Origin of the sequence: Photobacterium japonica, assembly GCF_050337005.1 — a bacterium.
GTDB classification, from domain to species: Bacteria; Pseudomonadota; Gammaproteobacteria; order Enterobacterales; family Vibrionaceae; genus Photobacterium; species Photobacterium japonica.
In genome coordinates, this window is sequence record NZ_JAKJSN010000099.1 from 1 (window position 1) to 7,330 (window position 7,330).

The following is a 7,330-nucleotide window of genomic DNA, read 5'->3' on the forward strand; positions in this document are numbered from 1 at the left end:
ATCACAATGCTTCATGATTACTCCTTGGCAGCTAAAACCACAAACTCCATCTGGTTATGCGACATAATGAGTCTTTTATGATTATGTGTAAATGCAAAACTGTCATTTATCCGGCGCGGTTCAAATATTTGACAGTGCTTTGTAATCAGCTTGGTAAGTCATGTGGGATCACCTCCATTATTGAATTCTTCATATAAAAATAGGTTTACATTTTAAATTTATATAATGAAAAATTGATGCTTCTTCTCCTCGATTTCATCGGTAAATCAATTAAAATCAGATAGATATAGTTTAAATATTGCGCTATCGGGTAAAATATAAGCGTTCTACATAGAAAAAGACAACCGATCTCACCACGCTGTATGATTCGCGTATGATATGGCTGTTAATTATTCTAAATAGGTAGGGGTAAGGCTAGATAGTGACGCTGTAACAAGTTARATGTCGTTGCTATTTACCCATAACACCACAAAAAGAAGGAAAGTTTATGCCGTATGATTTAACAAAAAGGCTTGTTGTCGGACTGTCTTCCAGTGCGTTGTTTGATTTAGATGCCTCTGACCACATTTTTAGAACCCAAGGCGAAGAAGCTTATCGCGATTATCAGAAAGAAATGCAAGATGAACCGCTTAAACGTGGGGTCGCGTTTCCTTTCATTCGACGATTATTAAAGCTCAACGAATTACGGCCAGAAGATCCTCCTGTCGAAGTGATTCTCCTGTCGCGAAATGATCCTGATACAGGCTTACGCGTCATGAATACCATCGCGCATTATGAATTAGGGATCACCCGTGCGGTGTTTCTTCAAGGAAAATCACCGTACCGTTATATTCCCGCGTTTGATATCGAGCTATTTCTGTCGGCCAATTCGCAAGATGTGCATCAGGCCGTGTTAGCCGGCTATCCTGCTGGGCAGATCCTCAATGGTGACAACATTATTGATGACACGGATGATTTAGATTTGCGTATTGCCTTCGACTTTGATGGTGTAATTGCGGATGATGAATCCGAAGGGGTATATCAAAGTTCTGGTCAGTTGGCAGATTTCCACTCCCACGAGTCTGAATTAGTGGATGTACCACACAACCCAGGGCCGCTGATGCCGTTCTTAAAACGGATTGCCGATATCCAAAAGTTAGAAGCAGAAAAGCAACTGACCGATCCTACCTATGTGCCGTTGCTTAATGTATCTATCGTTACAGCCAGAAATGCACCGTCACATAAACGGGTGATTAACACCATGCGTGCGTGGGACATCTTCGTGAATGATGCGTTTTTTATGGGAGGGGTGAAAAAGTCGAAAGTGTTGGAAATCCTCAAGCCACACATTTTCTTTGATGATCAGCAACTGCACTTACAGTCTGCGTCGGTACTGCCATCAGTACATATTCCGTTTGGGGTGGCGAATGTTCAGGTGCCTGGTCATACAGAAGAGGAGAGCAAAGGATCTAATAAGGATCAATAATCCGTGAGGGAGTGTAAGGGCAACATTCGTGTATATAAAATGAATAGATAAAGAAAACGCACCCCGAAAGGTGCGTTTGTCTGATTACTTACCGCAACCCACAGGTGAGGACTCGTCGCGAGGCCAAACGGTTTCTGCATTACTCATGTTGATAGGCAAGAAATCGACACCTTCCGACATGTTCAGCGGTGGCAAATCTCGGTCAAGAACATACATACCCGTCGCGATAGCACCTTTCGTACCATGAATGCCCGCTTGTTGCTTAGCGAGATCCGTATTTCGCAGGCCGTACATGTCAAAGTAAGGCGTCCAATCTAATCCGGTCAGGTAGCTTAGTGATACCAGCATGAAATCGTTACCCGAAATACGAGAAACATTGCCATGCGGTGTGTCAAAATCAAACGCACTGAATCCTAGACGATCACGATTCGCAAGCCAAGTTGCACTGTCGGCAAGCGCCGTGCCGTAGATGCGCTCATGCAGGTAAAGGGCTGTGAAAATATCAAATCCATTTGTCAGTGTTGTGCCGTCAGACAGTACTTTACCATGTGCATTCAGAGCCATTTGGATATAAAACGACATACGAATACTATTGTTTGCCGCGTAATCACCGCTAGACCAAATCGCATCATGACGGGTTGAACCTGTACCGACCGAACCACACCAAGCACCAAGTACGACGCGATTACCATTTGCATCCGTCACGCCAGCGGCATCTGATTGAATGGCAAAGAACGCATCTTTCGAGTTCATGTGTCCGTCTTCAATCACAGCCGTTGAACCATCAGTAACATTGTGTCCTTTCCAAATCACATAGTAAGGGAAAATGTTGTTTGAGTTTTCACCTGCACGATCATGGTAGTTCGCCCATGTATTACGGCCATCTTCAGTGGTGTAACCCACACGCAAACGACCCGTTTGTAGGTTGTGACCTAATTCGTGATTGTCTAACCAACCGCGCGGCGTAATCGGGTAAGTTGAATCCCAAGGGTTACCGGCACAACCAATACCGCATTGTGCATCTTGATCATAGTTAGCATGCTGAATGATTTTACGGGTATGTAAGTTTTCGTCGACACAATCTGCGCCAAACTTGGCTTTACATACGGCCATCGCATCTGCCGATACAGACTCATCCAATGTTTTTCCTTGTACCTTAAAGGCCGCCAGTGAATAAACCGTTTCTAGGTGTTCTTCCTTAACCGCTTTAAGTAGGGCCGAAGGCGTTGGGTATTGTTCAGTCATACCCAAATTAAACTTGTCACGGCGTAAATGTTGTTCAGCACCCAATGATTTAAGATCCACATGCGGAAGCTCAGTGTTGTTCAACAATGTTTCAAAACGCACAACTTGCTGTGGATCAGAAAAATCAGTAATTGACGGGTGTTCAGCAATACCGGTTGCCGTGATAGAAGAAGACAGTGGCTTGTTTTCGCTGTGTCGCATATTCAGATAAATAGGCGCGCCATAAGGCGTTGAAAATGTCACCGATCCTTTTGCTGGCACACGAATTCGTGCTGTCGTTAAATCAACAGGTTTTCGGTACACTTTCGTTTCATATACACGGTTAGTGTTTGAACGGCCATAATAGAGCTGAACGATAATTTCATGGTCGTCTTCTCCATGACGAGTTAAGGTAACCGGTTTACCGGGCAGGGCATACCAACCGGTTGTCGTCCACTGGTTACTGTAAGGAACACTTATCGTTTTGGTATCTGTGACGGTTTCTGGATATGTGTAGTGTGCATCATCACCCGTTACGACATCTCGGGTATCAACAATATATTCACCCAGATCACTTTGAGCTTTATTATCATCACGTGCATAAGACACTAGCCAGTCAGCAAATATAGCCTTGTACCACTGAACAGGATCGGATTGTGATATTGGATAGTCGATCTCTGAGCGGTATTTGTCTGCCAGTAGCAGTGACACTTTTGTTAACTCTTCTTCCTTCTCATCAAATACATCGATACCCGCAACATCGTAACGAATAACGGGGCCCTGAAATGCATCTGCACTTGTGCGGAATTCCGACATAAATGCGCCAGTATTACAATGCAAGTAAGTCGTCGTACATGAGTTTGCCGCATTGATGTCAAAGTCCTGATTTTTGAACTTATTGATCACATCCAGGCGAACATCTGGCTTTAATGTGACATCAGAACGGTCACCCGATTCAATCACATAGCGAGACCAATAGTTAGAAGCGAATGAGATGCCATTGCTTTCAAATACCGGAGTAAGCAACGCATTCATGTCTCGACCATACGGAGTAACCACCAATGGAATACGGTTTTTCTCCATGTACGCCATGGCAGACTTAATGCCGTCATAGCCTTTGCCTTCATAATCATCAGAACCCAATAGCACCACATCGGGTTTCATCTCTTTGACACAGGTTTCTAGATTTTCATAATCACATTGTTTATAGCTATTGATGGTATGAGCATTAGGATATTGGTTATTAAACCATGCTTCCATCGTATCGTAATGTGGGAAGTAACCGGCGTTCGGTACGTTGGCCACCACAACCGTCAGATTTTCTTTTTCACCACCGGAAATCCAAGCAAACACGTTTTTCATGAACAGATGTAAATCGTCGTTACCCCATACACCGAGTGGGTTGCCGCCAAAAATAGCATAACGCTGACCGCCGACTTTCTTGCCCGTCAGGCCGATGGGGATATTTATGGCATTGCCCGAATCGTCAACGTTTGTCGTGAGAATCGGAATATTCCCGTTAGTACTGTTATAGTTTGAAACAAACATTGCATCATGAGTGGGTACCCAATTAATGCCCGTGATCCCGGTATACAATTGATCAATGATTGCCTGATCGTCAGCCGTTTTTTGATTGATCTCTTTAACGGCAAAGTCTAACAACTGTTGCTCAGTGACTAACGTATGGTCACCGGTCAAAATGGCTTGAATAACAGGATCTTTCGCAACATCTGCCGCTTCAACGATGACCGTCATGCTGGATACGGTTTCTGATTCACCGTCTGCGACGGTGACAGAAAATGTGTACGTCCCCGTATTCCAAACAGAAGGCGTGGCGGTGATTAACCCAGACTTAGGTTCAATCGAAATCCATTCAGGATGGTTTGCCAGTGAATAAGATAAAACATCATTATCGATGTCGTACGCCTTAATTCGGTAAGTGGCTTCCTGTTCGGTTTTCATCGTCAAGGACGGGATACGCGTTACCGTTGGAGGGGTATTTCCTGACTCAATAATAGGTAATTCAACACGGACTTGGAAAGAACGAATAACATCCACGATACCATCCGTCACAATGGCATTAAATGCATGATCACCTAAGTGTGTCTTGTCTGCATTAATTTGAATCAGACCACTGTGTGGATCAACCGATACCCAAGATGGTGCTGAATGGAGACTGTATGTCAGTGTATCGTTATCAATGTCGCGCGCGAAAATTCGGTGAGAGGCGGTTTGACCTGCTTTCGCCAATATCATCGGAATGGCATCAACCAGTGGTGTGTTGTTATCCAGTTCTGGGAAATCAGGATCGCTCGCGTATTCCACAATAAGACTGACAGGCGTAGCCACTTGCGTGTTTCCATCCGCCACTTTCACTGTAAATGCGTAATCACCTTGGTGTCCGCTTTTTGCATTAATAGAGACCACACCCGTTTCTGGATGAATCGAAATCCAATCAGGTTGATTACTTAAACTGTAACTTAGAATATCTTGCTCGGTATCTGTTGCTTCAACCGAAAATGTAGATACGTAATTGGTACGCGCATTGATTGGTGGGATGGCGGTTATCGCCGGACTGCCATTATCAGGATCAGCTGTGAACAGTGTGATATTGAGTTTAATCACGCGTTTCACAATATTGGTGCCATCACTGATCAGCACAGTGAACGTATATTCACCCTCAATGGCTTGATCAAGCCCTACAGAAATCACACCCGTTGTGCTTTCTACAGTGATCCATTCTGGGTTGCCTTCCAATGCAAATGACAAGGTATCGCCATTGGGATCGGTCGCTTCAATGCGGTAAGTGAACGTGCCATTAAATCCACCGACTTCCGTAGAAAGGGTAGGGATGTCATGCACAACCGGGGTTTCTTTACTTACACTCGAACTTTCAGAGGAGCCATTACAACCGGTCAGCACCGATGTAATTAAGGAGGCTAATAACAGCTTTTTCACGGGTTTTATCTCAAATAGTTTTGTTAGTATTTTTTCACGACCCAAGGATGGGCTGGCGACACCGCTATATCACAATAGAATGTGATTGGGAGAGTAGCATGTACAATCAATTCCCATAGGGTGAGAAAATTACCATAGGGAATATAATGAGATCTGAATTTTGCTTCTATTTTGTGATATTGAGTCCAATCAAAATGGAAATGATGGGGTTTGTTGGCGTTTAAATATCTATTTTTGAGTGRTTTTTAGCGTTTATCTCGTTAGAAACAACACTAAACCGTACGTTTAAACAGCATATGCAAGCAGAATAAGACAATGTACGGTGACGGCGCCTAATATCTCGGCTTTGCTGTATAAAAAACGGACGACAAATTAACCAGAATGAACATTCGTGACGTTGTAACACTGTTGGGGATGAGTGAAGATTCTGGCGAATGGCTTCCTGAAGTGATGCGTAAAAGCCGTGCGGGTAAAAGGCTTATAACAGCGAACAGCATGGAAAGCATCACATTCGTTGATGAGCATTTATGGTAAGTTTCACCATCAAATCAATGGAGTGAAACCATGTACCTGTGCCCAAGACAAGAATGTCGTTCGATCCATATCTGCTGTGAAAAAGTAAAGCGAAGGTATTCCGGTGATTTGCTTTGTCTCGACTGTGGTTACATTGCACCAGAGACAGCATTCGAGGTTAAAGAAGGGTGTTTGGAAGAAGAGTGATGATGAAAGCCCATGGAAGTGGGCTTTTGATTCACTCAGGTAAATAGTGATTGAGTGAAATTTATAGGCGAGCCAGATAAGAAAAACTGAGAGAAAGCTTATCAGCAGCTTTTATCACGATTTAAAATTGAAATAGCTTTTAATTGACGTTTGTATTTGTTCTTTTTGGCTTTACTTACATGTCCGAATTTCTGCCTGATGTCTTTTTTCTTTATCTCAAGGGTTGTACAGCTAAAATTTGAATAGTCATTAAGATAAGCATCGACAGATTTTGCGTAAGATGGCACACATAACAGCAAGCTCGATAAAATCAATAAAATACGCATAGGTAAATACCTCCGAGAACACGATAATACAAAGTTAAAAATGCTGAAGTGTTTAAAGTTTGTTCTTCGGCAAGCTTCACGCTTTATTTGCATGTGTCATGAAGCAAAAAGCCGATGACAGTGCCCACTACCTACAACGCAAAACAGGCATACCCGCCAGTGAGATCATCCCATTGCAGAAACTCGAATATATTTTGCAGGATGGGAAAGCGTACAAGAAAGGCGTGATTCGCTGGTAGCCAATAAGGGCGCTAATGAATCAGCCATTCGTCACCAATCAATTCATACAATTCTATAAGCGTGAAATGGAAATCAATCAGGCCATTGCCTACGGTTATGGCTTGCTTGAACGCCTTGATATAGTCATTGCCCAACTTGAGCCGGAGATCGGCCAGTTTGGTGTTGAAGTCACGTTAAACTATCCGCTCATTCGCTCATTCGCTCATTCGCTTATCCGCCATGCGCTAACGCGTTGCCTTTCCTGCCTAGACCGTACTGATTGAACGTGATTTTGATGTGTTTGTGGGCTATCTGTTGAATGAACTTCGTAGTTTTGACTATTATTTTTATTGTGAATTTGGTTGGCAGATGTACACATAAGTGATGGATGGACTTGTTAGATTCATTTAACATATTC

6 protein-coding genes are annotated in these 7,330 nt (G+C 43.4%); 4 read left to right on the forward strand and 2 right to left on the reverse strand.

Annotated features, from left to right (window positions below; all coding sequences use genetic code 11):
* Positions 1–487: 487 nt before the first annotated feature.
* Positions 488–1,465, forward strand: coding sequence for a 5'-nucleotidase (locus tag L4C36_RS23055; RefSeq protein WP_428480117.1), 978 nt, complete (start codon positions 488–490; stop codon positions 1,463–1,465).
* Between the two features lie 84 nt (positions 1,466–1,549).
* On the opposite strand, the gene L4C36_RS23060 is transcribed toward L4C36_RS23055, so the two are convergent.
* The gene (locus tag L4C36_RS23060; RefSeq protein WP_428480118.1) at positions 1,550–5,647 is read right to left on the reverse strand and encodes an ImpA family metalloprotease; all 4,098 of its coding nucleotides are present in this window, start codon (positions 5,645–5,647) and stop codon (positions 1,550–1,552) included.
* 381 nt (positions 5,648–6,028) lie between these two features.
* Between L4C36_RS23060 and L4C36_RS23065 the strand changes: the two genes are divergently transcribed.
* Positions 6,029–6,181 carry a hypothetical protein gene (locus tag L4C36_RS23065; protein ID WP_428480119.1) on the forward strand — a complete coding sequence of 51 codons (153 nt, stop codon included), beginning with the start codon at positions 6,029–6,031 and terminating at the stop codon, positions 6,179–6,181.
* Between the two features lie 287 nt (positions 6,182–6,468).
* Here L4C36_RS23065 and L4C36_RS23070 read toward each other — a convergent pair whose 3' ends face one another.
* Positions 6,469–6,693, reverse strand: a complete 225-nt coding sequence (locus tag L4C36_RS23070; RefSeq protein ID WP_428480120.1) for a hypothetical protein — start codon at positions 6,691–6,693, stop codon at positions 6,469–6,471.
* A gap of 98 nt (positions 6,694–6,791) precedes the next feature.
* On the opposite strand from L4C36_RS23070, the gene L4C36_RS23075 reads away from it, so the two are divergent.
* Positions 6,792–6,932 carry a hypothetical protein gene (locus L4C36_RS23075; RefSeq protein WP_428480121.1) on the forward strand — a complete coding sequence of 47 codons (141 nt, stop codon included), beginning with the start codon at positions 6,792–6,794 and terminating at the stop codon, positions 6,930–6,932.
* A 15-nt stretch (positions 6,933–6,947) separates the two neighbouring features.
* Positions 6,948–7,196, forward strand: a complete 249-nt coding sequence (locus tag L4C36_RS23080; protein ID WP_428480122.1) for a hypothetical protein — start codon at positions 6,948–6,950, stop codon at positions 7,194–7,196.
* The last annotated feature ends 134 nt before the right edge of the window (positions 7,197–7,330 follow it).

Bases quoted from the DNA above. Each gene is read 5' to 3' on its own strand.
- L4C36_RS23055 (WP_428480117.1), top strand. From the start codon at position 488: ATGCCGTATGATTTAACAAAAAGGCTTGTTGTCGGACTGTCTTCCAGT.
- L4C36_RS23065 (WP_428480119.1), top strand. From the start codon at position 6,029: ATGAACATTCGTGACGTTGTAACACTGTTGGGGATGAGTGAAGATTCT.
- L4C36_RS23070 (WP_428480120.1), bottom strand. From the start codon at position 6,693: ATGCGTATTTTATTGATTTTATCGAGCTTGCTGTTATGTGTGCCATCT.
- L4C36_RS23075 (WP_428480121.1), top strand. From the start codon at position 6,792: ATGAAGCAAAAAGCCGATGACAGTGCCCACTACCTACAACGCAAAACA.
- L4C36_RS23080 (WP_428480122.1), top strand. From the start codon at position 6,948: ATGAATCAGCCATTCGTCACCAATCAATTCATACAATTCTATAAGCGT.